21 protein-coding genes are annotated in these 24,136 nt (G+C 64.3%); 10 read left to right on the top strand and 11 right to left on the bottom strand.

The features are described from left to right. Nucleotides 1–4 precede the first annotated feature (4 nt). The 3 genes from ccmB to B9Z31_RS13275 form a co-directional block, all read right to left on the bottom strand. Nucleotides 5–682, bottom strand: coding sequence for a heme exporter protein CcmB (gene ccmB / locus B9Z31_RS13285; RefSeq protein ID WP_100120071.1), 678 nt, complete (start codon nucleotides 680–682; stop codon nucleotides 5–7). Nucleotides 683–726: 44 nt separating this feature from the next. Continuing rightward, the gene (gene ccmA, locus B9Z31_RS13280; protein ID WP_100120041.1) at nucleotides 727–1,368 is read right to left on the bottom strand and encodes a cytochrome c biogenesis heme-transporting ATPase CcmA; all 642 of its coding nucleotides are present in this window, start codon (nucleotides 1,366–1,368) and stop codon (nucleotides 727–729) included. A gap of 196 nt (nucleotides 1,369–1,564) precedes the next feature. Next, nucleotides 1,565–1,891, bottom strand: a complete 327-nt coding sequence (locus B9Z31_RS13275; RefSeq protein WP_100120040.1) for a high-potential iron-sulfur protein — start codon at nucleotides 1,889–1,891, stop codon at nucleotides 1,565–1,567. Nucleotides 1,892–2,084: 193 nt separating this feature from the next. Here B9Z31_RS13275 and B9Z31_RS13270 point away from each other — a divergent pair, with 193 nt between their 5' ends. The 5 genes from B9Z31_RS13270 to bchO all read left to right on the top strand — a co-directional run bounded on the left by B9Z31_RS13270 (nucleotide 2,085) and on the right by bchO (nucleotide 7,869). Continuing rightward, entirely contained in the window at nucleotides 2,085–2,675 is a 591-nt protein-coding gene (locus tag B9Z31_RS13270) for an NnrU family protein (protein ID WP_100120070.1), read from the top strand. 21 nt (nucleotides 2,676–2,696) lie between these two features. After that, nucleotides 2,697–3,989 (top strand): Coenzyme F420 hydrogenase/dehydrogenase, beta subunit C-terminal domain, encoded by a 1,293-nt coding sequence (locus B9Z31_RS13265; RefSeq protein WP_100120069.1) that lies wholly within the window; start codon nucleotides 2,697–2,699, stop codon nucleotides 3,987–3,989. A gap of 69 nt (nucleotides 3,990–4,058) precedes the next feature. Then, nucleotides 4,059–5,084, top strand: coding sequence for a magnesium chelatase ATPase subunit I (gene bchI / locus B9Z31_RS13260; RefSeq protein ID WP_100120039.1), 1,026 nt, complete (start codon nucleotides 4,059–4,061; stop codon nucleotides 5,082–5,084). Between the two features lie 13 nt (nucleotides 5,085–5,097). Then, nucleotides 5,098–6,966 (top strand): magnesium chelatase subunit D, encoded by a 1,869-nt coding sequence (locus tag B9Z31_RS13255; protein ID WP_100120068.1) that lies wholly within the window; start codon nucleotides 5,098–5,100, stop codon nucleotides 6,964–6,966. Between the two features lie 6 nt (nucleotides 6,967–6,972). After that, entirely contained in the window at nucleotides 6,973–7,869 is an 897-nt protein-coding gene (bchO, locus tag B9Z31_RS13250; protein ID WP_100120038.1) for an alpha/beta fold hydrolase BchO, read from the top strand. Between the two features lie 33 nt (nucleotides 7,870–7,902). On the opposite strand, the gene B9Z31_RS13245 is transcribed toward bchO, so the two are convergent. The 8 genes from B9Z31_RS13245 to B9Z31_RS13210 all read right to left on the bottom strand — a co-directional run bounded on the left by B9Z31_RS13245 (nucleotide 7,903) and on the right by B9Z31_RS13210 (nucleotide 15,728). Next, nucleotides 7,903–8,736 carry a B12-binding domain-containing protein gene (locus B9Z31_RS13245; protein WP_233200956.1) on the bottom strand — a complete coding sequence of 278 codons (834 nt, stop codon included), beginning with the start codon at nucleotides 8,734–8,736 and terminating at the stop codon, nucleotides 7,903–7,905. 258 nt (nucleotides 8,737–8,994) lie between these two features. After that, a complete protein-coding gene (locus B9Z31_RS13240) occupies nucleotides 8,995–9,489 on the bottom strand; it encodes a TspO/MBR family protein (RefSeq protein WP_100120036.1) in 495 nt (164 codons plus the stop codon). A gap of 86 nt (nucleotides 9,490–9,575) precedes the next feature. Next, a complete protein-coding gene (locus B9Z31_RS13235; protein WP_100120035.1) occupies nucleotides 9,576–9,755 on the bottom strand; it encodes a hypothetical protein in 180 nt (59 codons plus the stop codon). 29 nt (nucleotides 9,756–9,784) lie between these two features. Continuing rightward, nucleotides 9,785–10,993 (bottom strand): geranylgeranyl diphosphate reductase, encoded by a 1,209-nt coding sequence (locus B9Z31_RS13230; protein WP_100120034.1) that lies wholly within the window; start codon nucleotides 10,991–10,993, stop codon nucleotides 9,785–9,787. Continuing rightward, nucleotides 10,990–12,363, bottom strand: coding sequence for a BCD family MFS transporter (locus B9Z31_RS13225; protein WP_233200955.1), 1,374 nt, complete (start codon nucleotides 12,361–12,363; stop codon nucleotides 10,990–10,992). Before B9Z31_RS13225 ends, B9Z31_RS13230 begins: the two co-directional genes overlap by 4 nt. Continuing rightward, nucleotides 12,360–13,328: a chlorophyll synthase ChlG gene (chlG, locus tag B9Z31_RS13220; protein WP_100120033.1), complete on the bottom strand. Its 969-nt coding sequence runs from the start codon at nucleotides 13,326–13,328 to the stop codon at nucleotides 12,360–12,362. The genes B9Z31_RS13225 and chlG overlap by 4 nt, the downstream gene beginning before the upstream one ends. A gap of 73 nt (nucleotides 13,329–13,401) precedes the next feature. Beyond that, complete coding sequence (gene ppsR / locus B9Z31_RS13215) at nucleotides 13,402–14,790, bottom strand: transcriptional regulator PpsR (protein WP_100120066.1); 1,389 nt, start codon at nucleotides 14,788–14,790, stop codon at nucleotides 13,402–13,404. 131 nt (nucleotides 14,791–14,921) lie between these two features. Beyond that, nucleotides 14,922–15,728, bottom strand: a complete 807-nt coding sequence (locus B9Z31_RS13210; protein WP_100120032.1) for a B12-binding domain-containing protein — start codon at nucleotides 15,726–15,728, stop codon at nucleotides 14,922–14,924. 246 nt (nucleotides 15,729–15,974) lie between these two features. Here B9Z31_RS13210 and bchF point away from each other — a divergent pair, with 246 nt between their 5' ends. The 5 genes from bchF to bchL are packed head-to-tail and all read left to right on the top strand — an operon-like array spanning nucleotide 15,975 to nucleotide 24,128. Further along, on the top strand, nucleotides 15,975–16,478 hold the full coding sequence (gene bchF, locus B9Z31_RS13205) for a 2-vinyl bacteriochlorophyllide hydratase (protein ID WP_100120031.1): 504 nt from the start codon (nucleotides 15,975–15,977) through the stop codon (nucleotides 16,476–16,478). Next, on the top strand, nucleotides 16,475–17,755 hold the full coding sequence (locus tag B9Z31_RS13200) for a ferredoxin:protochlorophyllide reductase (ATP-dependent) subunit N (RefSeq protein ID WP_199174500.1): 1,281 nt from the start codon (nucleotides 16,475–16,477) through the stop codon (nucleotides 17,753–17,755). The genes bchF and B9Z31_RS13200 overlap by 4 nt, the downstream gene beginning before the upstream one ends. A 16-nt stretch (nucleotides 17,756–17,771) precedes the next feature. Further along, complete coding sequence (gene bchB / locus B9Z31_RS13195) at nucleotides 17,772–19,418, top strand: ferredoxin:protochlorophyllide reductase (ATP-dependent) subunit B (RefSeq protein ID WP_100120030.1); 1,647 nt, start codon at nucleotides 17,772–17,774, stop codon at nucleotides 19,416–19,418. Next, complete coding sequence (locus B9Z31_RS13190; protein WP_100120029.1) at nucleotides 19,393–23,220, top strand: magnesium chelatase subunit H; 3,828 nt, start codon at nucleotides 19,393–19,395, stop codon at nucleotides 23,218–23,220. The genes bchB and B9Z31_RS13190 overlap by 26 nt, the downstream gene beginning before the upstream one ends. After that, the gene (gene bchL / locus B9Z31_RS13185; RefSeq protein ID WP_019429120.1) at nucleotides 23,217–24,128 is read left to right on the top strand and encodes a ferredoxin:protochlorophyllide reductase (ATP-dependent) iron-sulfur ATP-binding protein; all 912 of its coding nucleotides are present in this window, start codon (nucleotides 23,217–23,219) and stop codon (nucleotides 24,126–24,128) included. The genes B9Z31_RS13190 and bchL overlap by 4 nt, the downstream gene beginning before the upstream one ends. The last annotated feature ends 8 nt before the right edge of the window (nucleotides 24,129–24,136 follow it).

The raw sequence follows: 24,136 nt of genomic DNA, 5'->3' as shown, positions 1-24,136 counted from the left end.
CCCCTCACTCCAGCGCCAGTCGGACGGCCGCCGCACAAGCCCAAGGGCTCAGGGCTGCTGCGGCCAACAGCAGCGCCAGCAAAACCGAGACATGGGCCTGGGCCCCGAGTCCGCGCATCTGCGCCTCGACCGCGCCCGTGCCGAACACCAACACGGGCACATAAAGGGGCAAAAGCAACAGCGATTGCAGCACCCCGCCCCCACGCACCCCCAAGGTGAGGGCAGCGCCAATGCCGCCCAACAAAGACAGCACCGGCGTGCCGATCAGCAGCGTCAGGGCCAACATGCCCAAAACCTCCGGACCCAAACCGAACTGCAAACCCAAAAGCGGCGACAACACCACCAAGGGCAAGCCCGAGATCAACCAATGCGCCAGCAGCTTGGCGCTGACCAGCCAGGCCAGGGGCGCGGCCGACAGCGCCAACTGCGCCATGCTGCCGTCCTGGTGATCGGCCTCAAACAAGCGGCCCAAGCTCAGCATGCTGGCGAGCAAGGCGGCCACCCACAACACCCCCGGGCCGATCCGCCGCAGCGTGTCCGGCTCAGGACCAATGGCCAGCGGAAACAAAGCCGCCACCAAGACAAAGAAAAACAAAGCGCTCAACCACTCCGCTTTGCGGCGCAGCGCCAAACGCAGGTCGCGGCGCAGCACCCCCGCCATGGCCCGCCAGGCACTGGGCATGGGGTGTGGGTGCAGGGGCACGTGGACAGCCATGGCGGGCGCGTTCATGAGCCGCTGGCCTCACGCCCCAAATGCAATCGCGCACCCGGACCCTGCAAACCCACATCGTGGTGGCTGGTCATGACCACAGCGCCACCGGCATCCACATGCGACTGGAGCAAAGCGCGCGCCGTGGCGGTGGCTTGAGCGTCCAAGCCCACCAACGGTTCGTCCAGCACCCACAGCCGCGCCGGACTGGTGCGCAAGCACGCCAAAGCCACGCCTTGCCGCTGGCCTTGCGACAAGACGCGCACGGGCAGGTGCGCCCGGCTTTGGAGGCCTTGTGCGGACAGCGCTTGCAGCGCTTGTGCCCGGCTGAGCGCCAAGCCACTGACCTCGGCGTCCATGCACAGGTTTTCACACGCGGTGAGATCGGGTTTGAGCCCCAAAGCGTGCCCCATGTAATGGAGCACCGAGCGGTCGGGGCGCGCAAGGTGGGCCTGTGAGGAAGAAGGCCAGAGCACTTGGCCCCGCGAGGCCGGGGACAGGCCGCAGAGGATGCGCAGCAAACTGGTTTTGCCACAACCGTTGCCGCCTTCGATGTGCAGCCAGTGACCTGCGGGGACGGAAAAGCTCACGCCCTCGAACAAGGTCCGCTGGGCCTTTTGGCAGGCCAGGTCCATCGCTGTGAGCACCCAAGACGCCATGAAAGGGCTTTCTGGTCGGTTGAAGACAAGGCAAAGTGTAACGACAGATTGACACTTTGTGTGTTCAAAGCCTTGATTCAGTGCGGCAAATCAGGGTATGCCCTGAGTTTGAGGCGGCCAATGGGCGCAAAAAAACCGCCCTGAGGCGGTTTTTGGGGTCGCAGCGGGTGTCAGCCCGCTGAAAACCGCGGGCTCATCAGGCCTTTTTGGCCCATGCCGAGCACCAGGCCTTGGCGGACACTTGCTTGCCCGCAAACAAGGGGCAACCGCCGGCAGCAGCGCCTGCTTTGGCCTGGAACAAGGCGCAGTTGGCGCAGTTGGAACCTGCGGCGAACTTGGGGTTCTTGGCTTTGTCGACCTTGGTGGCATCGGCCTTGTAGGCCAAACCAGCCGCCTGTGGGTCTTTCTCATCGACCATGGCTTGGGCGGAGGCTTCGCTCACGGCCAAAACGGCTGTAGCGGCAGTGGCCACTTGCATCATGAACACGCGGCGGGTAGAGGAGGAATTGGCAAAACGGGACATGGACAGCTCCAGAAAGAGGTAGCCAGAAAATACTGGACAGTTCATTGTGCGCCACATCAGTCACGATGTCACCCAAAACGCGATACCCGAGCAATTCACACAGGAAAGCCCCGCCATTTAAATGTCAACCGCGCTGGACATGCCCGTGTCAGAATGCAGCTCAAGCTCACTCCCCCCTTGCAAAGGTTTTGACATGCTGCAACTGCTGATCGGTTTGGCGCTCTTTTTGGGCATTCACTCACTGCAAAGTCTGGCCCCGCAGCTGCGCCAAAACGGCATTGAACGCTGGGGGGCATTGGGCTTCAAGGCGGTTTACGCCGCAGTGGCCGCACTGGGCCTGTACCTGCTGGTGCAAGGCTATGGCCAGGCCCGGCTGGAGCCGGTGGCGCTGTGGACGCCGCCTCGCGGCATGCAGCACGCCACCATCTTGCTGATGTGGGTGGCGATGGTTTTGCTGGTGGCTTCTTATGTGCCCGGCAACCAGATCAAGGCCAAACTGCGCCACCCCATGACCTTGTCGGTCAAGGTGTGGTCGCTGGGCCATTTGCTGTCCAACGGCAACCTGACCGATGTGCTCCTGTTTGGGGGCTTTTTGGTGTGGTCGGTGCTGGTGTTTCGCGCCGCCCGAAAGCGCGATCGCCAAAGTCTGCACTCGGCGCCCGAAGGCAAGCGGTTGGGAACCCTGCTGGCCGTTCTGTTGGGCACGGGCGTGTGGGCGGCCTTCCTGATGGGGGGCTTGCACGTCTGGCTGGTGGGTGTGATGCCCTTCACCCGCGCGGGCTGATCGCCCACTGACGTGCAAGCCATGGGCACGCCTTGCGCACTGACAGATGCAGCGGCTGCGGCTCAAGCGCCCAGCCGCAAGCTGTGCACCGACTGCGGCCTCTCGCGCACCAACGACCCCAAGCGCTGCGGCCAAGCCTGCCAATTCATCCAGCCCGATTACCCGGGGCTGGAGCGCCGCGTGCATGGCCGCGTGCGCCAACAGGGCAACGCCACACAGCCGGCCCAGCCCGACGAGTTGTTTTTCGGGCCTTACCAACAGATGCTGAGCGCCCGCCTGGACCCACCCACCCAGGGCGCGCAGTGGACCGGCATCACCACCCGTTTGGCCGAGGTGTTGCTCGAACAAGGCCTGGTGGACGCCGTGATCGCCATGGCCGCCGACCCGCACGACCGCTGGCGGCCTCGCCCAGTGCTGGTCACCCGCGCCGAGGACATGGCGCAATGCCGGGGCATGCGCATGGGCTACGCGCCGCTGCTGAGCCTGGTCGAGCCCGCGCTGGCGCAAGGCCACAAACGCCTGGCCGTGATCGGCATCCCCTGCCAGATTTACGCCCTGCGCGCCATCCAGCCGCAGCTCGAGCGCGAGCAAGGCCTGGCACAGCTGTATGTCATTGGCACACCGTGCTCGGACAACACCACCACCGAAAACTTCCACCAATTTTTGGGGCTGATCTCGGACCGTCCGCAAGACATCAGCTACGTGGAGTTCCGCGCCGATTACAAGGTGGAGGTGCGCACCGACCAGGGCAGCAAACGCCTGATCCCTTTTTTGAACCTGCCACTGTCCACCCTGCCGCCCGACTTTTTCCCGCTGACTTGCCGCACCTGCGTGGACTACACCAATGTGCTGGCCGACATCACCGTGGGCTATATGGGCGGCCACGGCCAGCAATGGTTGCTGGTGCGCAACGCCCGCGGACAAGCGGTGCTGGACGGCATTCAAGCGCAATTGCGCACCAGCGCCCCCATCAGCCAAGGCAAACGGGATGGCCCGGTGCGCGGCTTCATGGCCAACACCGAGCGTGCCGCCGGGGGCCTGCCGCTGCGGCGCATGCCGGCCTGGATCAAGCCGCTGGTCAACTGGCTCATGCCCCGCGTGGGCCCGCGCGGCCTGGAGTTTGCACGCGCCCGGGTCGAGATGAAGGCCATCGAGGCCATCTTGCACCTGCGCCGCGAGGCGCCCGCCCGCATCAAAAACATGCTGCCACCGCACGTTTGGGACTTGGCGGCGCGTTACGGTTTGAAACCGGATGGTCAAGCCGAATCCGACAAAGTGGGCCCCAGCAGCCCCCCAAACCGATCTCAAGTGTAAATTTAACTTGACACTCTGCTGTGTCTTTTGGATGATGGGGTGAGATCAGTTTTGCGGAATCCACCCCCTATGGCATTGACCTTCCCTTTTGCGGCCATCGTTGGTCAAGATGACATGACCCTCGCCATCCAGGTGGTGGCGGTCGACCCGTCGATTGGCGGCGTGCTGGTGCTGGGCGACCGGGGCACCGGCAAATCCACCGCCGTGCGCGCGCTGGCCGACCTGCTGCCCCCGATTGCAGTCGTCAAAGGCTGCCCTTACCGCTGCGACCCGGCCAAGCCGGCTGGCGCCTGCCCGGTCTGCCAAGCCCGCGATCCCAAAGTCAAGGTGGTGACCGAACGACAGAGCGTCGCCGTGGTCGACCTGCCCTTGGGCGCCACCGAAGACCGTGTGGTGGGCGCACTGGATCTGGAAAAAGCCCTCTCGCAAGGCGTGAAGTCTTTCGCACCCGGACTGCTGGCGCAGGCACACCGGGGCTTTTTGTACATCGACGAGGTCAACCTGCTGGACGACCACCTGGTGGACCTGCTGATTGACGTGGCCGCCTCGGGCGAAAACCTGGTCGAGCGCGAAGGCCTGAGCGTGCGCCACCCCGCCCGCTTTGTGCTGGTGGGCAGCGGCAACCCCGAAGAGGGCGAGCTGCGCCCGCAACTGCTGGACCGCTTTGGCCTGTCGGTGCAGGTGCGCACGCCGCAAGACCTGGCCCTGCGCGTGACCATCATCAAGCGCCGCGACGCCTTCGACAAAGACCCCACCGCCTTCAAGGCGCTGTGGCACAAGGACAACCAAAAGCTGCAAAAGCGCATCCTCAAAGCGCGTGACCTGTTGGACGAGGTCGAGGTGAGCGACGACATGCTGATGCTCTGCGCCCGCCTGTGCCAACAGCTGGGCACCGACGGCCTGCGCGCCGAGCTCACGCTGCTGCGTGCCACGCGCGCTTATGCCGCACTGCAAGGCCACAAAGCCGTGCTGGCAGAGCACCTGCAAAGCATGGCCCCGCTGGCCCTGCGCCACCGCCTGCGCCGCAACCCGCTGGACGACACCGACTCGGGCGCGCGCGTGCAGCGCAGCTTGCAAGAAGTGCTGGCCGCCTGAATTGGCTGCACGCATGGCCCGCCAAGCCCCGCCACCCGCCGCGCCTGCAGACCCGCTGGAGCGCTGGAACGACGCGCTCACCGCGCTGCAGCTCTTGCAACTGGACCCCCATGGTTTTGGCGGGGTGTGCCTGCACGCAGCGCACGGCCCGGTGCGCGAGCGCTGGCTGCAAGCGCTGGCCGGGCTGGGCATGGGCCTGGTCAAAGTGCCCGGCTCAGCCGACAGCGAGCGGCTGCTGGGCGGCATCGATCTGGCCCACACCCTGCAAACCGGGCAGCTCCAGATGCAAGCGGGCTTGCTGGAACAAGCCGACCAAGGCCTGGTCTGCCTGCCCATGGCCGAGCGCCTGTCACCGGGCCTGCTGGCGCCACTGGTGCAAGCGCTGGAGCAAGGCCAAGTGCCCCCCAACCGCCACAGCGCAGCCCCCACCAGCACCCGTTTTGGGGTGGTGGCGCTCGACGAATCCTTGCCCGACGAACCCGGCGTGGGCGCGGCCTTGACCGAGCGCCTGGGCGTGTGGCTGGACCTGAACGAACTCTCGCCCAGCGACATCCACGCGGCCTGGCAGGGCGACAACGCATCGGACGCCCTGCACATTCGCCTCAGCCCCGGGGCTTTGGCCCGCGCCCGCGCGCAGCTGCCCCAAGTACAAGCGAGCGACGAGCACATGAAAGCGCTGTGCGCGGCGGCTTTGGGTTTGGGCATAGGCTCTTTGCGCGCGCCCAGCTTGGCGCTGCGTGTGGCCTGCGGCCATGCGGCGCTGAACGGTCGCGGCGCGCTGGACGCGGAAGACCTGGGCTACGCCGCGCGCTGCGTGCTGGCCCCTCGCGCCACACAGTGGCCGGCCGAGCCGTCTGCGCAAGAAGAAGCCGAGCCCGCGCCTCAGGAAGACGCCACGCCGCCGGCTGAACCCCCTGAGCCGTCTGAAAACGCCGACAACGCGGCTGAAACCGACCACCCCGAAGACCCTGCCCCACCGCCCGAGCCGAGCACCGAGCCCAGTGCCCAAGACCTGCAAGAGATGATGGTCGCCGCGGCGTTGGCCAGCTTGCCACCGCACATGCTCGACGCGCTGATGACACGCCAAGGCGCGGCCAGCCACAAAACCTCGGGGCGCAGCGGCCAAACGCGCGCGGGTTCGCAGCGCGGCCGCCCCCTGCCCCCACGCCCAGGCCGCCCCGGCGGTCAGGCACGCTTGCATGTGCTGGCCACCTTGCGCGCCGCCGCGCCCAAGCAGCGTTTGCGCCAAACGCACAGCACCGGCCGCGTCGCGATCCGCGCCGAAGACTTCCACATCCAGCGCTACCAGCAGCGCGCCTCCAGCTGCCTGATTCTGGCGCTCGACGCGTCGGGCTCGGCCGCGCTGCAGCGCTTGGCCGAAGCCAAAGGCGCGGTCGAGTTGCTGCTGCAGCAGTCCTATGCCCGGCGCGACAGCGTGTGCATCGTGGCCTTTCGGGGCGCGCAGGCCCAGCTGCTGCTGCCCATGACGCGCTCACTGGTGCGCGCCAAACGCGCCATGACCGGCCTGCCCGGCGGCGGCGGCACGCCTTTGGCGCTGGCCCTCAAGATGGCGCACGAACAAGCGGCCCAGCTGCAGCGCCAAGGCGTCACACCCATCTTGGTGGTGCTGAGCGACGGTCGCGCCAATGTCACGCTGCAAGGCTTGGGGGGACGCGCCCAAGCGCAACTGGACGCGCAAAGCTGGGGCCAGCAGTGGCGCGCCAGTGGCCACCGCGCCTTATGGATCGACACCGCCATGCAGCCCGACGCGCAAGCGCAGCAACTGGCCGCCACCATGGGTGCGGGCTACCTGCCCATGCCGCAGGTCCAGTCGCAGCGCATGGCCCACGCCATCGAGCGGGTGCGCAGCCCGCAGGCTTGAGTCAGCATGTTTGAGAGCTTCTACCCCGGCATGAATTGGGCCGAGCACCAGGCCCAATCCCCCATTTGGCCGCACGCGCAGCACAGCCGTTTGGTGCAAGCGGGCGGCATCCAGTGGCATGTTCAACAACTGGGGCAAGGCCCTTGCATGCTGCTTTTGCACGGCACCGGCTCCGGTCATTTCAGCTGGCGAGGCCTGTTGCCCGCGCTGTCCCAGCATTTCACGGTGGTCGCACCCGACCTGCCTGGCCACGCCTTCAGCAGCCGCGGCCCCGAAGGCGCGCTGTCGCTGCCCGGCATGGCCGAGGGCTTGCGCGCCCTGCTGCTGCAGCTGCAGCTCACGCCCCAGGTGATCGTGGGTCACTCGGCAGGCGCGGCGATTGCCGCGCACATGGCGCTGCACTTTGACTGCGCCGCGCGCAGCACCTTGATCGGCCTGAACCCCGCCTGGTTGCCGCTGCCCGGCGTGGCCTCCTGGTTGTTCGGTCCCGCGGCCAAACTGGCGGCACTCAATCCGCTGTCGGCCTGGGCCACCGCCAAAATGGCGGCCAAACCGGGTGCCGTGTCCGAGTGGATCGCGCGAACCGGCTCCACGCTCGATGCGCAGGGGGTGGACCTCTATGCCCGCGTGCTCAGCGATTCGGGACATGTGCACGGCGTGCTGTCCATGATGGCCGCATGGCGGCTCAAGCCCCTGGCCGCGCGCTTGCACGAAATCCGCCATCCGGTGTTCATGCACATCGGTGCGCAAGACCTGACCGTCCCCCCGGCCTTGGCCCATGAGGCCTGCCGGCTGTGGCCCCATGCGCCACTTTATTCAGCGCCCGGCTTGGGACACCTGGCCCACGAGCAAGACCCCATGGGCACGGCGCAACAGATTTTGCAATGGTGTGCAGCCCGCTGAGCGCAGCGGTATTCGAGCGCCGTTCAGCAGGGCTCAGCGCGCGCGAACCAAACGCTGGACCGCAGCGACGGCCTCGCGGGCGTCCGTGAAAATGGCGTCGGCCCCCAAGTTGTCGGGGCTGAAGTCGTGCATCAAGAAAACCGGACCGCCCAACACCACCTTCACTTGGGGATTGCCGGAGCTGGCCCGCAAGTGCGCGATCAAATCGGGCAGTGTGGGGAGCTGGGCTTGCAGGGCCACAGAAATACCCACCACGTCAAACCACTCATTGGCCACCGCACGCAGCAGCTCGGATTCGGAGGAAGAGATCTCGAGCACCACTTCCGAGCCCGCTTGTCGGAAAAAGTCAGCCACGATGGTCAAGCCAAGGAAATGCTGTGAACCCGGCGCACAGGCCAGCATGACCCGTTCACTCGCGCCCTCGGCACTTTGCCCGGCAGGCGATTCGTAGCCCAGCCGGTAAATCATCTGGTGCATCATCGCCAAACCGCAGGTCACTTGGGTGAAATCGCACAGGTCTTGCTCCCACAAGGCGCCCAGATGGCGGGCGGCGGGGGTGATCAGCTCCAAGAAAATACGGTCGTGGGCCAGGCCTTGAGCGGTCAGCGCATCCACGATCTGGTTCGCCTGCAAGGCATCGCCACTCAGGCAGCAGTGTGTGAAGGCCTCAAATTCGGGTCGCGCAGCACCCCAACCGTCCTCGGCCACGCGGGTGGCTTGGCCTGGGAAAAACTGCTGCACATTGAGCAGGCGCGGAATGATCTGCTCTTCGATCACCGCCAACAAGGAATCTTTGCAATCATCCAGCAGGCTTGACGCCCGCTTCACACCACCTGCTTGGCCACCCGAAGCACTGAACTCAGACATGAGCGTTCCTTGCAGCACGAGCGTGTCAACCTGTCAAAAGGTGAAAACCGGGGCGTGTATTCGCCAGCGAGATAGCGTGCCGGTCCGCAGCTGCAAGGTCTTTATAAAATTTTTGACCTGGGTCAACAAGCATGAGAAACCCTAGGTTTGAGCACCTAAGACCTACATCCATACCCCTCTTCAGCGTGATTTCAATGTTTTCCCCAAAATTTTCAGTTCAATTTTTGAGAATCCAAGCGCCTTGAGGGCAAGAATCGGTCACGCCAGCAGCCCCGGAAAAGGCCTGTTGAGTTGCACCGTTTCCCAATTGAGCACGGCGGCAATGCCGACCCACAGCAAATAGGGCAGCAGCAGCCCACTGGCCACGCGGGACAAACGCCAAAGGCCCACGATCAAGGCCAGGATGGACAACCACAAAAAAACCACCTCAAACAAGGCCCAGTCGGGTCGTTGCAGCTTGAAATACAGCGCGCTCCACAGGATGTTGAGCAGCGCATTGGCACCGAACAAGCCGCCAACGCGGCGGCGCAGTGCAGGGGTGTCCGCCGCCTGCCACGCCCGCCAACCGCTCACAGCGCACAGCGTGAAGAGGGTGGTCCAGACCACGCCAAAAGCGGCATCCGGTGGTTTCCAGGAGGGGTGTTTCAGCGCGAAATACCAGGGCCCCAACTCGGTCAAAGCCCCGCCGATGCCGGCAGTGGCGTAACTCAGTACAAAGGCCAAGGCCAGTCGGGTCCATGCATTTTTTTCCATGCACGCGATTGTCCTAGACTTTGGCCACGGGCCCTGTGCCCTCATCTCCAGAAGGTCTGTTCAGCCAGGCATACCCAGCTCAACGCTCAGATGGCAAACATCAAGAGCAGCACCATTTGCAGCCCGTAAATGATCATCAGGCCCAATTTGTAGGTGTCGCGCAAGGTGTCGGACAGCCGCAGCATTTTGCGGTCCAACCACCAATAGGCGGCCCCGCACAAACCCGTCATCAACAAGAAAATCGTGGCCATCAGTGAAGGCAGCATGTCCGCACTCCTGCTCAGCAATCCGTTGTTCAGGTGCGCGCCAAACCCAGCAGGTGCGCCATGTCTTTGAGGAAAATGCGCACATGGGCCATCGGGTCTTTGCGCGCCAATTCTTTGTTCATGTAGGACTCGAACGTCAGGCGCTGCACATCGCGGTCTTCGCAGATCTTGACGAACTTTTCGCGGCGTTTGTCGTTTTGGTACCAGAAGTACTGCATCACACCCAAAATCCAGAACACCCGGCCGTGTTGCTTCATGAAGCTCTTGCGGCCTTGCTTCAAGCAGGCGCTGTTGCCGGTTTTCAGGGCTTGGTGCGCCGCCTGAGAGACACGCCGGGCGCAGTCCATCGCGTAATAAATGCCTTCACCGGACGACGGGGCCACGACGCCCGCAGCGTCGCCGATCACCACCACGTCGCGCCCGTTGTCCCACTGGGGCAGCGGCTTGAGCGGGATGGGTGCGCCCTCGCGGCGCAAGGTGGGCGCGTGGGTCAGGCCTGCAATTTCTCGCAAACGCGCTGTGGCGCTGCGCAGCGAATAGCCCTTGTCGGCGCTGCCCATGCCCACGCTCATGGTCTTGCCGTGCGGGAAGACCCAGCCATAAAAGTCGGGCGAGACCTCGCCTTGGTAGTACACGTCGCACCGTGCCGCGTCATAACCGGGCTGGCCGACGGGCGACTCGATGATCTCGTGGTAGGCGAACACATACTTGGTTTTGTGCGCATTGGGGATGGCTTGTCGAGCGACTTCCGAACGTGCGCCGTCCGCCCCTACCACCATGCGGGTGGACACCTTGACGGGTTGGGCGTGCGCCAGGGCGGCATGCTCTTTGGCTGTCACCGGGGTGTAGTGCACCCACAGCTGACCGCTGTCGTCGTGCTCCAATTTGTCAAAAATGGCCTGCCGACGCACAGCGCCCGATTGCGCAGCGCGTTCGCGCAAATACTCGTCGAACTCATCGCGGTCCACCATGCCGACAAAGCCATTGTCGATCGGGATGTCCACCTGGTTGTCGGTGGGCGAGATCATGCGGGCGCAGCGCACCTTGGCCACCAAAAGGTGGTCGGGGATGTCAAAGTCCTTGATCAGCCGTGGCGGGATTGCACCGCCACAAGGCTTGGTGCGGCCTTGCCGGTCCAACAGCAACACGCGCCAGCCTTGGCGCACCAAATCGTGGGCGGCGGTCGCCCCGGAAGGCCCGCCCCCCACCACCACGAAATCAAAATCGGTCTGGTTCATGAGCTTGACCCACCTTTCAGCAACACGGGACTGTCAAAACGCATCGGTCTGTGGGGGACGGCCGCGCGTGAGCGCAAACGCCAGGCCACCACCGCCGACAGGGCGAACATCAGCCCTTGCAAGGCAAACACGGCCGCATAGGCCGCACTTTGTTCGCCCAAGAGCGCGTGGGCCACGTCGCTGGCAGCGGTGCCCAGCAAGCCACCCAAGCCAAAGGCGGCAGCTTGCGCTGCGCCCCACAAACCCATGCGCGTGCCTTCGCGGCCCGCGCCGCCCTCCCCGGCCAAGCGCATCATGGTGGCGATGGCGGCGATCGAAAACGCGCCATTGGCCACACCCAAAAACACCACATTGGCCTTGAGCGGCCATGCGGCCGACAAGGCCGAACTGACCAAGCCCACGGTGGCCAGCGCCGAAAACAGGCAGCCCCCCACCATCCAGGCCTGCACCGAGCCCAAGCGCCCCGCCACCCAGCGCGAACCGGCCCCGGCCACCGCCAGCATGCCGACCAGCACGCCCATGTGGTGCCAGCCCGACAGCTGTGTGGTCTGTCCCGGCGTGAAGCCGTGCACGGCGCCCGCAAAGGGCTCCAAAATCAAATCTTGTGCGCTGTAGGCCAGCATGGACATGAACACAAACACCGTGAAGGTGCGTGCAGCCGGGTCGGCCCACACCTCTTTGAACGCTTCTTTGAAATCTTGCTTTTGCAGGCGCTCACTGGCCGCGTTGCGCTCGGGCAAGGGCTGCGGATCTGCGTCTTTTTCCAGGCCCCACAGACACACGGCCGTGATCAGCGCGGTCACCACACTCAAGCTCGCCGAGACCTGCAACAAGACTTGCGGGCTGTAGGGATCGATCAGTTTGCCCACCACACCGGCGGTGACGGCAAAGCCCACGATCATCATCAGCCACACCGTGGTGGCCGCAGGCGCGCGGCGCTCGTCGGGCACGCGCTTGGCCATCAGCGCCAAGAGCGAGGTGCCACACGCGCTCACACCCAAACCAATCAGGCTGAAGGACAGCCAGGCCAGCAATGCCCCGTAGAACGGCTCGGAGGCCATCCACACCGTGGCCCATGCGGCCATGAAGCCGCCCCCGCCCAACACCAGCATGCCGCCCATCATCCAAGGCGTGCTGCGGCGCCCCTTGTCGGCGCCAAAACCCATGCGCGGGCGCACCATTTGCACGGCGTAATGCCAAGCCACCAAGAAACCGGGCAGCAGGGCCGGCAGGGCCAGCTCGACGACCATGATGCGGTTGAGCGTGGACGTGGTCACCACCACCACCGCGCCCAGACACGCCTGGATCAGACCCAAGCGGATGATCTGAAACCAGCCAAATGGCGAGGTCGTTGAGGGTGTGCGCATCATGTCCCCACCGTGTGTTGCAACACCGACAACTGGCGCAGGCCCCAGGCGCTGACCATCATGCCGCTGACAAAGAGCGGCACGCCGAAGGCCGACACATGCAAGGCACGCTCCACCGGTTGCCGTAAAAATTGGCGCATCAAAGGCACTTGCAAAACCGCCAAGGCCAAGACGGCTGCGGCGTGCCATGGCAGTTGCCAGTTCACAAGCAAAGCCGCCACCGCCAGCTGCGGCACCCCCATGAACACGCAGGCGGTGCGGGCGGCGCCCTGCGCGCCCAACTGCACCGGCAGCGAGGCCACACCCATTTGGCGATCGCCCTCAATGGCCTTGAAATCGTTCAGCGTCATGATGCCGTGTGCCCCCACGCTGTAGAGCAGCGCCAGCGCCACCGAATGCGGGCCCGGCCAAGCCCCGCCCAGCATGACGGCCGTGCCGGTGAGCCAGGCCAGTCCTTCGTAACTCAGGGCGCAGGCGGCGTTGCCCCACCAGCCATTGTTTTTCAGGCGCACGGGCGGGGTGCTGTACGCCCAAGACAAGGCAATGGCCAAGGCGCACGCTGCAAAACCCCAAGGCCCCATGAGCGTGGCCCACAACAGCGACAGCAAAGTCCAGGCCACGGCAATGCCCAATCCCCAGCGGCCGGGCATGCGGCCCGAAGGAATGGGGCGCTGGGGTTCGTTGATGGCGTCCACATGCCGGTCAAACCAGTCGTTGACGGCCTGGCTGCTGGCGCACACCAGGGGGCCCGTGAGCACCAGCCCCAAAAGGAGCAAACCCCACTGCAAACTCAGCGCTTGCCCAGAAGCCACCGCGCCACAGGCAAAGGCCCACATGGGTGGGAACCAGGTGATGGGTTTGAGCAATTCGGCCACGGTGCGCAACTCAGGCCGACGCAGCGCCGCTGCACGGGGGTCAGCGTGAGCGGCCTGAGAGGGGTTGGCGTGGGCCAGAGGCGGGGTGTCCATGCCCCCATTGTGAAGAGCGAAATTAAAATGTCAACTGGGATTGACACTTAATGTCAATTTAAATTGACGGTCTTCAAAGATTTTCTGTCTCAGCTTCGGCCACCATGCCGAAACGACGCAGTTTGACGTAGAGACTTTGGCGCGACAAACCCAACATTTCCGCTGCCGACGCGCGGTTGTTGTGGGTCAACTCGAGTGCCGATTCGATGCACATGCGCTCAATCGTGTCCACCGTTTCGCCCACGATGTCCTTGATCGGGCGACGGCCGACCAACTGCGACAAATCGGCAAAGGGGTTGGCCTGGCTTTGGGCCACCGAGGCGCCCCCTTGCAGGCGGCGGTCCATGTCACGGACAAAGAAGGCGTACATCGGCTCGGGCCGGGTGAGGTAGACGGCCGAGACCTCAACGGGCAAGGTCATGCCCGACAAAGTGCGCACTTCGGTGGCGAAATTGCGCACCGGCAACTGTTGGCGCAAGCTGGTGTTGAGCACGCCCCAGTCCACCGCGCCCCGCAAGAACCAGCGCTCCAGACTTTGCCCCACCACCTGAGAAGAGGCGGTCAGGCCCAACAAGGCCATGCCTTCTTCGTTGACGCTTTTGACCGTGCCCGCGGTGTCGGTGAGCAACCAACCATCCGGGAAGCGCTCCATGGCTTCGCTCAGCACCGCCGAAGACCCGCCCTCGTGGTGCGCCACCGCCGAGCTTTCGCGGGCGACCAGGCGCACCAAAAACTGCGCGCCACCCTCTTGGCGAAACACCGTGGCCGAGACGGTCCAAGCTGTTGGCAAACCCGCCACGCGGGCCGAACACATTTCGATGCGGCCCGTGGCCAGCGCCATGCGCAGCAAGGACTGCACCTCGCCTTGGCTGTCGCCTTCAAAGCATTCCCGCACATCGCGGCCCACCAGCCGTTTGCCGGCATCTTTGAGCAAGGCTTGCGCACCGACGTTGGCTTCGAGCACACGCTGTGTGGCGGCGTCCACCATCAGGACGGCTTCGGACGAGGTGTCAAACAAGACACGGTAACGCGCCTCGATGTGGCGCAGTCGCAAATAATCGCGCTCCATGGACTGCTGGGTTTCCACCAACCTGCGCTGCAGCTCGGCCAGGCTCTCCAAGTCGCGGCCCATGGCCAAGAGCTTGCCGCCGCCCAGAGGCAAGACCACATATTGCAAAGCCACTTCGTTGCCCAAAGGGGACATGTGGTTCACATGCCGCCAGCGCATGACCTCAGGGCTGCCCTGAGATTGCAGCATGTCTTGAATCTTGGGCCGGCTCTCGGTGGTGACGGTGTCCAGCCAACGGCGGCCCAACCACGACTGACAAGACAGGGCGGCCAAGGTGTCTCGCCCGGTTGACACGTCCTCGATGGTCCCCTGGAGGTCCATGACCAAGGTGACGTCTGACACCACGCCCAGCAGCTGGGAAAAGGTGGACGGGTCGAGTGAGGGAAGCTTCATGGTGTCCATCAAGGGCGTTTGAGTATCAGGAAGTTGACACTTGAATTTGTCATACAAGTATAGACCCAACTGTGCACAAAAATCATTGCTTTTCGGCTTTGAATGACGGGAAACAGGTACAAGCGCTCATTTCAAGCCTCTTTCGGGGACACATCGGGCATGCACAGCGCCAAGTGCGCGACGGTGGCGGGCGCATCGTGCGCCAACACCTCGGCCGCCAAGCCTGTGAGGCGCTCGGGACAGGTCATGGCCATGGGGCCCCCCACGAAAACCCGAAGCTTCAAATTGTCTGAGCTCTCGCGCAGCTGCGGCAGCAACTGGCTCAGCGTGTCGAGGTGACGGTCGGTGCTGACCGAAACCCCCACGGCGTCAAACCAATCGGATTGGAACAAGCGCTTGAATTCGAGCACGTCTTGGGGCACACCCACCGTCACGGTCCAGCCGGCGCGCTTGAAAAACTCGCTGAGCATGAACAACCCCATGCTGTGCTGCGCACCCGGCTCGGTCAGCAAGAGAAGACTCCAACCCTTGCGCTGCTGAGGTGACTCCTGCAAGAACTCGTTGCTGAAGTCGTGCAAGAGCTGCTGCAAATGGGAGGACGCGATGGTGGTCATGGCGAAGTCCAAGCGGTCGGCACACCACCAGTCTCCCAGCAATCGGGCGCAAGGCGTGATGCCCTGCATATAGATGTCTTCCAGCGACTGGCCTTGCCGCTGCCAACCAAACACCACCTGCCGCGCCGCATCCAAGCCCTGCAAGCAAGCTTGCGCCAGGATCTGGATTTGCGACAAATCCAGCGCAGATTTGCCCGCAAAGGAAGTGCCCCCCACCAAGCGAGGACCCACGGGCGTGCCCTGACGCATCGCCTCAGGCAACAAATGGACTACCCCCTGCACCGAAGGCGGGGACTGGGAGTTTTCTAGGTTGAATTTCGCCATGACAAGCACCGATCATCAAAGAGAGACACCAGCGGCAGGCTCCGGGGCGTCGGAGTGCTCGTCGCAAGAGTTGGGTTTCAACAAACCCCTTGGGGGATCTGCACAACACCGTCTTGAGTGTCCAAGAATTTTGAAGCCTTGTGTTGAGTGTAAACCCTATGATCCTAAATATATGTCAATTTATGTTGACACACTGTGAAGTGCGATTTACATTCATTCCAAGCCCTCTCACCAACAAGGTCCACCATGTCCGCTGCCAGCCCACAGGTTTTGTACACGCCAGCGCAACGCGCCCGGCGTGACGCGACCGCCTGGACGATGGTGCAAGGCGTGCTGGCCCCCGTGCAGTTCCTGATCTTCGGCATCAGCCTCTATTGGGTGCTGCGCAGCTTGCAAACCGGCGAGCACACCGACTGGGCGCTGGCCTCGGTCGTGCTGAAAACCGTGGTGCTCTACGCCATCATGGTCACGGGCGCCATCTGGGAAAAAGTGGTCTTTGGCCAATACCTGTTTGCCCCCGCCTTCTATTGGGAAGACGTGGTGAGCATGGGGGTCATGGCGCTGCACACCGCCTATGTCTGGGTCTGGTGGCAAGGCGCTTGGAGCGCCACCGACCAACTGCTACTGGCCCTGGCCGCTTATGGCAGCTACGCCATCAACGCCGCGCAATACATCCGCAAGCTGCGCATGGCGCGGCTGCAAAAACCCAACCCCACACTGCCCGACACGGGCGCACAGGCCAGCACATGAGCACTGTCATCCCGATCCGCGCAGAAACTTCCGGTTGCACCGACGTCGTGCCCTTGGTCGAACGCGGCCAGCGCGAGGTGTTTTGCGGTCTGACAGGCATCATCTGGCTGCACCGCAAGATCCAGGACGCCTTCTTTTTGGTGGTGGGCTCACGCACCTGCGCCCACCTGATCCAGTCGGCGGCCGGCGTGATGATTTTTGCCGAGCCCCGCTTTGGCACCGCCATCATCGACGAGCGCGATTTGGCGGGCCTGGCCGATGTGCACGAAGAGCTCGACCGCGTGGTGGGCCAGTTGCTGGCGCGCCGCCCCGACATCCGCTTGTTGTTTTTGGTGGGTTCTTGCCCTTCTGAGGTCATCAAGCTCGACTTGTCGCGCGCGGCCGAGCGCCAAAACCAGATCCACCACCCCAAGGTGCGCGTGCTCAACTACTCGGGCAGCGGCATCGAAACCACCTTCACCCAAGGCGAAGACGCTTGTCTGGCGGCCATGGTCCCCGGACTGCCCGCCAGCACCGACACGGCCCCCGCCCTGATGGTGGTGGGCACCTTGGCCGATGTGGTCGAAGACCAGATGCGCAGCCTCTTTGAGCGCATGGGCTTGCAGGTCAACTTTTTCCCACCGCGCAACAGCCAGGCCATGCCGGTGGTCGGCCCAAACACCCGTTATTTGTTGGCCCAGCCCTTTTTGGCCGACACCGCCCGCGCCCTGCAGTCGCGCGGCGCGCAGCACCTGGCCGCACCCTTCCCGCTGGGCGTGGAAGGCACCACGGCTTGGCTGCAAGCGGCCGCCACCGAGTTTGCGGTGCCCCCCGAAGTGTTTGAAGAAGCCACCGCCGCCCCGCGCCAGCGCGCCGAAAAAGCCCTGGCCGTGCAGCGCCAGATGCTGCAAGGCCAGCGCATCTTTTTCTTCCCCGACTCGCAGCTCGAAATCCCGCTGGCGCGCTTTGTGCACCGCGAACTGAGCATGGATTTGGTGGAAGTGGGCACGCCCTATTTGCACCGCCAGCACATGGCCGCCGAACTGGCCCTCATGCCCACAGGCACGCGCATCAGCGAAGGCCAAGACGTGGACTTGCAGCTCGACCGCTGCATCGCCGACGCACCGGATTTGGTGGTGTGTGGCCTCGGTTTGGCCAACCCACTGGAGGCGCAAGGCATCACCACCAAGTGGGCCATCGAGTTGGTCTTCACCCCCATTCAAGGCTACGAGCAAGCGGCGGACCTCGCTGGCCTGTTCAGCCGCCCCCTCAAACGCCGCCTGAAGCTGGCGGCTTAAAGCGCAGGAACACCCCATGCAACTGACGCTCTGGACTTACGAAGGACCGCCCCATGTGGGCGCGATGCGCGTAGCCACCGCCATGAAGGACGTGCACTACGTGCTGCACGCCCCGCAAGGCGACACCTACGCCGACCTGCTGTTCACCATGATCGAGCGCCTGCCACGCCGCCCGCCCGTCACCTACACCACCTTCCAAGCGCGTGATCTGGGCGGCGACACGGCCGAACTCTTCAAAGACGCGGCACGCCAAGCCATGGCGCGCTTCAACCCCGCAGCCATGTTGGTGGGCTCATCGTGCACCGCCGAGCTGATCCAGGACGACCCGGGTGGTCTGGCCCAAGCCCTGCAGCTGAGCATCCCCGTGGTGGCGCTGGAGCTGCCGTCTTACCAGCGCAAGGAAAACTGGGGCGCGAGCGAGACCTTTTACCAACTGTGCCGCCACCTCGTGCACAAGCCTGCCGCCGCATCCGAGACAGCCGACAAGCCTGCCAAAGCCCGCCCCACCTGCAACATCTTGGGCCCCAGCGCCCTGGGCTTTCGCCACCGCGACGACGTCAAAGAAATCACCCAACTGCTGAACCAACTCGGTGTCGATGTGGCCGTGGTCGCGCCCTTGAGCGCGAGCGTCGCCGATGTGCAAAAACTGGCCGAGGCCGACTTCAACGTGGTGCTCTACCCCGAAATTGGCATGGCCGCCGCGCAGTGGTTGCAGCGCCAGTTCGACCAGCCTCACACCCAAACCGTGCCCCTGGGCAGCCACGCCACACGCGACTTCATTGCCGAAGTCTGCGCCCTGACCGGTCTGCCCCAGCCCGCGCAAGACCCGAGCAACGCCCACGCCCACTGGTACGCCAAGTCGGTCGACTCGACCTACCTGACCGGCAAGCGGGTCTATATTTTTGGCGACGCCACGCACGTGGTGGCCGCGGCCCGCATCGCCAGCCAAGAGATGGGTTTCGAGGTGGTGGGTCTGGGCACTTACAGCCGCGAATTTGCCCGCGAAGTGCGCGACTGCGCCAAACGCTACGGCGTCGAAGCCCTGATCACCGACGATTATTTGGAAGTCGAAACCCAGATCAACGCGCTGCAGCCCGAGCTGATTTTGGGCACCCAAATGGAGCGCCACATCGCCAAGCGCCAGGGCATTCCCTGCGCGGTGATTTCGGCCCCGGTGCATGTGCAGGACTTTCCGGCCCGCTACGCGCCGCAAATGGGTTTTGAAGGCGCCAACGTGCTGTTCGACACCTGGGTGCACCCGCTGATGATGGGCCTGGAAGAACACCTGATTGGCATGTTCCGCGAAGACTTCGAGTTCCACGCCGGGGCTGCGCCCTCGCACCTGGGCAGCACGCGGCCTGCGGCCGAGAACGTGGCGCCTGCCGTCGCCGCGCCTGTTGCCTCACCCGTGCTTGTGCCAACAGCGGCACCCGCTCACACCGAAACACTGAGCACCGACAGCGTTCACAAGGTCGCGCCCCCCGCCCAAGCCGCTTCGAACCAGGCCACCTGGAGCCCCGAAGCCGAAAAGGAGCTGGGCAAGATCCCGTTCTTTGTGCGGGGCAAAGCGCGCCGCAACACCGAGCGATTTGCCCAAGACCAGGGCGTGGCGACCATCACCGTGGAGACGCTCTACGATGCCAAAGCCCATTACAGCCGGTAAGCAGGCCACCTCAACACCGCGCATGAGCGTGGTGCTGTTGACCATGGACAGCCACCTGGCCAGCGCCGCCGAGAGCGCGGCCGAGCGCCTGGCCCGCGACCTGCCCGGCCTGCACCTGCAAACCCACAGCGCCTCGGCCTGGCGCGACAGCGACAAGGCCTTGGCCGCGTGCCTGGCTGCTGTGGCGCAGGCCGATCTGGTCATCGTCACCATGCTCTTCATGGAAGACCATTTCCTGCCGGTGCTCGACGCCCTGCAGGCCCGCCGCGAACAGTGCGATGCCATGGTCTGCATCATGTCCGCCCCGCAAGTGACCCAGCTCACCCGCATGGGCAAGCTGGTCATGGGCCGCGAGTCGAGTGGCCTGATGGCCTTGCTCAAAAAACTGCGCCCCAGCGCCAAAAACAAAGACACCGGCTCTGACACTGGCGCGCCGTCCAGCGCCGGGGCCAAGCAAATGGCCATGCTGCGCCGCCTGCCCAAGCTGCTGCGCTTCATCCCCGGCACCGCGCAAGACCTGCGGCTGTTCTTCTTGACCATGCGCTACTGGCTGGCCGGCTCGGAGCACAACATCGAGCACCTGGTCAAAACCCTGGTGCACCGCTACGCCCAAGGCCCACGCGAGCCGCTGCGCGCCTTGGCCCAGCCGGAAGACCCGATCGAATACCCCGAGGTGGGCCTGTACCACCCGCAGATGAAAAACCGCATCAGCGAACAACTGAGTGAGCTGCCCGGCCACGGCCGCAAAGACCAGCCCGCCGTGGGCTTGCTGCTGCTGCGCTCGTATTTGCTGGCGGGCAACACCGCGCATTACGACGCGGTCATCCATTCACTGCAAGCGCGTGGCCTGCGCGTGATTCCCGCCTTTGCCAGTGGCCTAGACGCCCGCCCGGCCATGGAGCGTTTTTTCAAGCAAGGCACCGGCAGCAAAATCCAATCCTTGGTCTCGCTCACCGGTTTCTCATTGGTGGGTGGCCCGGCCTACAACGACGCCAGCGCCGCCGAAGTGGCCCTGAGCGAGCTCGATGTGCCCTACATCGCCGCACACCCGCTGGAGTTCCAATCGATCGAGCAATGGGGCGATTCCACCCGAGGCCTGCTGCCCGTGGAAAACACCATCATGGTGGCCATCCCCGAACTGGACGGCTCGATCTTGCCCATGGTCTACGGCGGCCGCCCCGGGCCTGCCGGCGAAACCTGCCACGGCTGCGACAAGCGCTGCACCTTCCCCAGCGGCCCGCGCAGCCAAGACATGTTCACCTGCAGCGAGCGCACCGAGATGCTCACCGCCCGGGTCGAACGCCTGGTGCGCCTGCGCAACAAACCACGCGCCGAGCGCAAGCTGGCCATCGTGCTGTTCAACTTCCCGCCCAACGCCGGCAGCGTGGGCACGGCCGCTTACCTCTCCGTCTTCCAGTCGCTCTTCAACACCTTGCAGCGCTTGTCGCTGGAGGGCTACCAAGTCACCTTGCCTGACAGCGTGGACGACTTGCGCCAGCGCCTGTTGCAGGGCAATGCCAGCCAGTACGGCACGCAGGCCAATGTGCTGCACGCCATTGACACCAGCCACCACGTGCAAAACGAGCGCTGGTTGAATGAAATCGAAGCGCAGTGGGGCCCTGCCCCCGGCAAACACCTGACCAATGGCCAATCCATCTTTGTGCTCGGCGCAGACTTTGGCCAGGTGGTGGTCACGGTGCAACCGGGCTTTGGCTACGAGGGCGACCCGATGCGCCTGCTGTTTGAAACCGGCTGCGCCCCCACCCACGCCTTCAGCGCCTTCTACCGCTACCTGCGCGATGACTACGCCGCCGACGCGGTGCTGCACTTTGGCACGCACGGCGCGCTCGAATTCATGCCAGGCAAACAAACCGGTCTGTCGGCCCAGTGCTGGCCGGACCGCTTGATCGGCGCGCTGCCCAACGTCTACCTGTATGCCGCCAACAACCCGTCCGAAGGCGCTTTGGCCAAGCGCCGGGGCGCGGCCACACTGGTGAGCTACCTCACGCCCTCGCTCACCCACTCGGGCCTGTACAAAGAACTGGTGAGCCTGCAGCAATCCATCGAGCGCTGGCAGCAAATGGGTCCCGACCAGGCCCAGGACCGCGAGAGCCTGACCACACTGATCCGCGAGCAAGCGCAAAGCATCGACTTGTCAGTGCCAGCCCATCCGGCGGCAGATGCCACCGCCTGGATCGAGCAACTGCAAAACCAGTTACTGGAACTCGAATACGCCCTGATCCCCGAAGGCCTGCACGTCATGGGCCAAGCCCCCACCCGCGAGCAGCGCTTGGGCACCCTCAAAGTCATGGCCGATGCCATGGGCCTGACCGGCGCTCAAAATGCCAGCTTGATGGAAGCCTTGGTCGACGGTGCGAGCGAGGCGCAACTGAGCGCACAGTTCAGCACTGACTTGCCCCCTAACGACAAAGCCCAAGCCGAGACGCTGCGCCAGCTGGTGCGCAGCAACCGCCTGCTGGGCGAAGACCACGAAATGCAAGGCCTGATGCGCGCGCTCGACGGCCGCTACCTGCAACCCGCCCCTGGCGGCGACCTGATCCGCAACGCCAACGTGCTGCCCACTGGGCGCAACCTGCACGGCCTGGATCCTTTCCGCATGCCCTCGGCTTTTGCGGTGCGCGATGGCATGCGCCAAGCCGACAAACTGCTGGCCCGTTACCAGCAAGACCACCAAGCCCTGCCCGAGACCGTGGCCATGGTGCTGTGGGGCACCGACAACCTCAAGACCGAAGGCAGCCCCATGGCGCAAGCCCTGGCCTTGATGGGCGCCGCCCCGCGCTTTGACAGCTACGGCCGCTTGGCTGGCGCGCAGCTGATTCCTTTGGCAGAGCTCGGCCGCCCCCGCATCGACGTGGTCATCACCTTGTCGGGCATCTTCCGCGACCTGCTGCCCATGCAAATCCGTCTGCTGGCCGAAGCCGCGTTTTTGGCCGCCAGCGCCGACGAGCCGCTTGAGCAAAACTTTGTGCGCCAACATGCCTTGGCCTACTTGGCCGAGCACGAAGGCAGCACCATGGAGTGCGCCGCGCTGCGCGTGTTTGGCAACACCGAAGGCGCGTATGGCGCCAACGTGAACCACCTGATCGACAGCAGCTGCTGGGAAAACGAGAACGAACTCGGTGACGCCTTCACCCAGCGCAAGGGTTTTGCCTACGGCCGCGAAGGCCGCCCGGTACGCAACACCTCGGTGCTGCAAAGCGCACTGGCCAGTGTCTCGCTCACCTACCAAAACCTGGATTCGGTGGAGCTGGGCGTGACCAGCATCGACACCTACTTCGACACCCTGGGCGGCATCAGCCGCGCCGTGCTGCAGGCCAAACACCAGCGCGACGGCAACGCCGCCGAAGCCCCGCCGGTCTTCATTGGCGACCAAACCCAAGGCGATGGCGTGGTGCGCAGCCTGACCGAGCAAGTGGCCCTGGAAACCCGCAGCCGCATGCTCAACCCCAAGTGGCACGAGAGCATGTTGCAGCATGGCTATGAGGGCGTGCGCCAGATCGAGGCGCACCTGACCAACACCATGGGCTGGTCGGCCACCACAGGGCAGGTGCAGCCCTGGGTCTACCAGCAGCTGGCCCAAACCTTTGTGCTGGACCCCGCCATGCGCGAGCGCATGGCCCAGCTCAACCCCACCGCATCGGCCAAAGTGGCCAACCGCCTGCTGGAAGCCACCCGCCGCCAGTACTGGCAACCCGACGCCGAGACCATGACAGCCCTGCTGCGTGCCGGTGAAGAACTTGAAGACCGCCTTGAAGGCATACAAGAAGGACTCCCAGCATGATCGAAACCACCAGCATCCCCGTGAACAGCATCCAGAGGGTACGCGGCGCAGACGGCGAAGGCAGCGTGCAGTTCCAGATGGACCCCACCGTCAAGATCGGCACCGCCAAGGTGTTTGCGGTCTACGGCAAGGGCGGCATTGGCAAGAGCACCACGTCGTCCAACCTGTCGGTGGCGTTCAGCAAATTGGGCAAACGCGTGCTGCAAATCGGCTGCGACCCCAAGCACGACTCCACCTTCACCCTGACCAAAAAACTCATGCCCACCGTGATCGACGCGCTCGAAACGGTGGACTTCCATGCCGAAGAACTGCGCCTCGATGACTTCGTCTTCAAAGGCTACAACGGCGTGATGTGCGTGGAGGCCGGCGGCCCGCCCGCTGGCACCGGCTGCGGTGGCTATGTGGTCGGCCAGACCGTCAAACTGCTCAAAGAGCACCACCTGCTCGAAGACACCGACGTGGTGATTTTTGACGTGCTGGGCGATGTGGTGTGCGGCGGTTTCGCTGCCCCGCTGCAACACGCTGACCGGGCGCTCATCGTCACGGCCAATGACTTTGACTCCATCTTTGCGATGAACCGCATCGTGCAAGCCATTGGCGCCAAGGCCAAAAACTACAACGTGCGTTTGGGCGGCGTGATCGCCAACCGCAGCGACGCGACCGACCAGATCGACAAATACAACGCGGTCACGGGCCTCAAAACCATGGCGCACTTCCCCATGCTCGACGAGATCCGCAAGAGCCGTTTGCAAAAGTGCACCCTGTTTGAGCTCGAGCCCACACCGGCGGTCAAGGCCGTGCAAGACGAGTACATGCGCTTGGCTGCGGCCTTGTGGCTGGGGGCCGACCCGCTGCCCTCCATCCCGATGAAAGACCGCGACATTTTTGACCTGTTGGGTTTTGACTGATCCACACG

The sequence above is a fragment of the Limnohabitans sp. G3-2 genome (assembly GCF_002778275.1).
Classification (GTDB): domain Bacteria; phylum Pseudomonadota; class Gammaproteobacteria; order Burkholderiales; family Burkholderiaceae_C; genus Limnohabitans_A.
This window is presented reverse-complemented; position numbering and strand designations above follow the sequence as displayed.

What these genes read in the sequence shown, in the direction of transcription:
- B9Z31_RS13200 (WP_199174500.1), top strand. Translation starts at nt 16,475, where the DNA reads ATGAGCACTGTCATCCCGATCCGCGCAGAAACTTCCGGTTGCACCGAC.
- B9Z31_RS13225 (WP_233200955.1), bottom strand. Translation starts at nt 12,363, where the DNA reads ATGATGCGCACACCCTCAACGACCTCGCCATTTGGCTGGTTTCAGATC.
- bchI (WP_100120039.1), top strand. Translation starts at nt 4,059, where the DNA reads ATGGCATTGACCTTCCCTTTTGCGGCCATCGTTGGTCAAGATGACATG.
- B9Z31_RS13240 (WP_100120036.1), bottom strand. Translation starts at nt 9,489, where the DNA reads ATGGAAAAAAATGCATGGACCCGACTGGCCTTGGCCTTTGTACTGAGT.
- B9Z31_RS13265 (WP_100120069.1), top strand. Translation starts at nt 2,697, where the DNA reads ATGGGCACGCCTTGCGCACTGACAGATGCAGCGGCTGCGGCTCAAGCG.
- bchO (WP_100120038.1), top strand. Translation starts at nt 6,973, where the DNA reads ATGTTTGAGAGCTTCTACCCCGGCATGAATTGGGCCGAGCACCAGGCC.
- bchL (WP_019429120.1), top strand. Translation starts at nt 23,217, where the DNA reads ATGATCGAAACCACCAGCATCCCCGTGAACAGCATCCAGAGGGTACGC.
- chlG (WP_100120033.1), bottom strand. Translation starts at nt 13,328, where the DNA reads ATGGACACCCCGCCTCTGGCCCACGCCAACCCCTCTCAGGCCGCTCAC.
- B9Z31_RS13255 (WP_100120068.1), top strand. Translation starts at nt 5,098, where the DNA reads ATGGCCCGCCAAGCCCCGCCACCCGCCGCGCCTGCAGACCCGCTGGAG.
- B9Z31_RS13235 (WP_100120035.1), bottom strand. Translation starts at nt 9,755, where the DNA reads ATGCTGCCTTCACTGATGGCCACGATTTTCTTGTTGATGACGGGTTTG.
- ccmB (WP_100120071.1), bottom strand. Translation starts at nt 682, where the DNA reads ATGCCCAGTGCCTGGCGGGCCATGGCGGGGGTGCTGCGCCGCGACCTG.
- ppsR (WP_100120066.1), bottom strand. Translation starts at nt 14,790, where the DNA reads ATGAAGCTTCCCTCACTCGACCCGTCCACCTTTTCCCAGCTGCTGGGC.
- bchB (WP_100120030.1), top strand. Translation starts at nt 17,772, where the DNA reads ATGCAACTGACGCTCTGGACTTACGAAGGACCGCCCCATGTGGGCGCG.
- B9Z31_RS13275 (WP_100120040.1), bottom strand. Translation starts at nt 1,891, where the DNA reads ATGTCCCGTTTTGCCAATTCCTCCTCTACCCGCCGCGTGTTCATGATG.
- ccmA (WP_100120041.1), bottom strand. Translation starts at nt 1,368, where the DNA reads ATGGCGTCTTGGGTGCTCACAGCGATGGACCTGGCCTGCCAAAAGGCC.
- B9Z31_RS13210 (WP_100120032.1), bottom strand. Translation starts at nt 15,728, where the DNA reads ATGGCGAAATTCAACCTAGAAAACTCCCAGTCCCCGCCTTCGGTGCAG.
- B9Z31_RS13270 (WP_100120070.1), top strand. Translation starts at nt 2,085, where the DNA reads ATGCTGCAACTGCTGATCGGTTTGGCGCTCTTTTTGGGCATTCACTCA.
- bchF (WP_100120031.1), top strand. Translation starts at nt 15,975, where the DNA reads ATGTCCGCTGCCAGCCCACAGGTTTTGTACACGCCAGCGCAACGCGCC.
- B9Z31_RS13190 (WP_100120029.1), top strand. Translation starts at nt 19,393, where the DNA reads ATGCCAAAGCCCATTACAGCCGGTAAGCAGGCCACCTCAACACCGCGC.
- B9Z31_RS13230 (WP_100120034.1), bottom strand. Translation starts at nt 10,993, where the DNA reads ATGAACCAGACCGATTTTGATTTCGTGGTGGTGGGGGGCGGGCCTTCC.
- B9Z31_RS13245 (WP_233200956.1), bottom strand. Translation starts at nt 8,736, where the DNA reads ATGTCTGAGTTCAGTGCTTCGGGTGGCCAAGCAGGTGGTGTGAAGCGG.